General features: G+C 43.2%; 1 protein-coding gene. It reads left to right on the top strand.

Translation table 11 applies throughout. The annotated features are described in order from the left end of the window. The first annotated feature begins 209 nt into the window (after nt 1-209). Complete coding sequence (locus AB4493_RS21550) at nt 210-1,166, top strand: IS110 family transposase (protein ID WP_372155795.1); 957 nt, start codon at nt 210-212, stop codon at nt 1,164-1,166. Nucleotides 1,167-1,329: the final 163 nt, after the last annotated feature.

Consider the following 1,329-nt stretch of genomic DNA (forward strand, 5'->3'; position numbering starts at 1 on the left):
TTGTATGGATAATAAGCACTCCAATCGGGTAATGTGAGACCCAGGCTTTAGCTGCAACTAAAGCTTTCTATGTAGTAGTTCGTTTAAACGCTGGCTCCTCTATCGAGAGACCGATAACAAACATGAACGCTACATAGGACTTCAAGCATAAACCTCGAATAGTCGACTGGGTCTCGAACCCGCATTACGCAAGCATGAGTTAGCTTATTATGAATACCAAAATCAATCAAAGCATCAACGTTGGAGTTGATACCGGCAAAACACAATTAGACATCCACATCAGGCCACTAGACCTATTTTTCTCAGTAGAGAACAATGATAAAGGCATCAAAAAAGCACTCAAAACGATTAAGAGTCACAGTCCTGAACGAATCGTTATTGAAGCAACAGGCCGATTAGAAATGCCTTTTGTTCTTGCATGTGCAGAGGCTCAATTACCTATTGTCAGAGCAAACCCTGTCCACATAAAACGGTTCGCTGGTGCTATTGGCCGCAGAGCCAAAAATGATCGTTTAGATGCAGAATTGATTGCTCACTATGGAGAAGCAATCAAACCAGCTCTTACTGTCATAAAGCCAAAAAACATACGCCTAATGAGTGACTTAGTCATTCGCCGAAACCAGTTGTTATCCATGCAAACCATGGAAAAGAACCGAATCCAGATACTTCCCGCCTCTCTCCATCCGACTATCAAACCAATGCTAACCACGATAAAAAATCAAATCACCAAGTTAGAAGAAAAGCTCGTTAAACTCATTGAAGATAGCCCTGAATACCAAGCTAAAAACACAATATTGCAAAGCGTCCCAGGAATAGGAAACATTGCCGTTGCATCAATAATTAGCAACGTACCTGAACTTGGTTACATCACGAATAAACAAGCAGCATCACTGATTGGTGTCGCTCCAATAACACGCGAAAGTGGGCGCTACAAAGGTAAGCGCGTGATCCAAGGCGGTCGAGCGCAAGTACGAACCGTTTTATACATGGCGATGATGTCAGCCATGCAATGTAACCCCATATTCAAAGCGACTTATGCTCGACTTTTAGCTGCTGGGAAACCTAAAAAAGTCGCAATAATCGCGTGCGTACGAAAGATGGTTGTGACACTTAACTCTATGCTCAGAGATGGCGCCATGTGGGATGAAAACACAGCCAAAAATTAATCATTGACGCCATAGTCGTTTGTTGAACGAAGCCGCTACGCGGCAGAGTAAAACGAGTGCAAACCATACTCTTGTAACACCATCACCCTGATGGTCGTTCACAGGAGTAACCCCATGAAACCCGATGACTTAAAACGCTACAATACCCTTTATGAACAACACC

The sequence above is a fragment of the Vibrio sp. 10N.222.55.A1 genome (assembly GCF_041473835.1).
Classification (GTDB): Bacteria; Pseudomonadota; Gammaproteobacteria; order Enterobacterales; family Vibrionaceae; genus Vibrio; species Vibrio crassostreae_C.

Excerpts from the sequence above, each read along its gene's own strand:
- AB4493_RS21550 (WP_372155795.1), top strand. The coding sequence starts at position 210 with ATGAATACCAAAATCAATCAAAGCATCAACGTTGGAGTTGATACCGGC.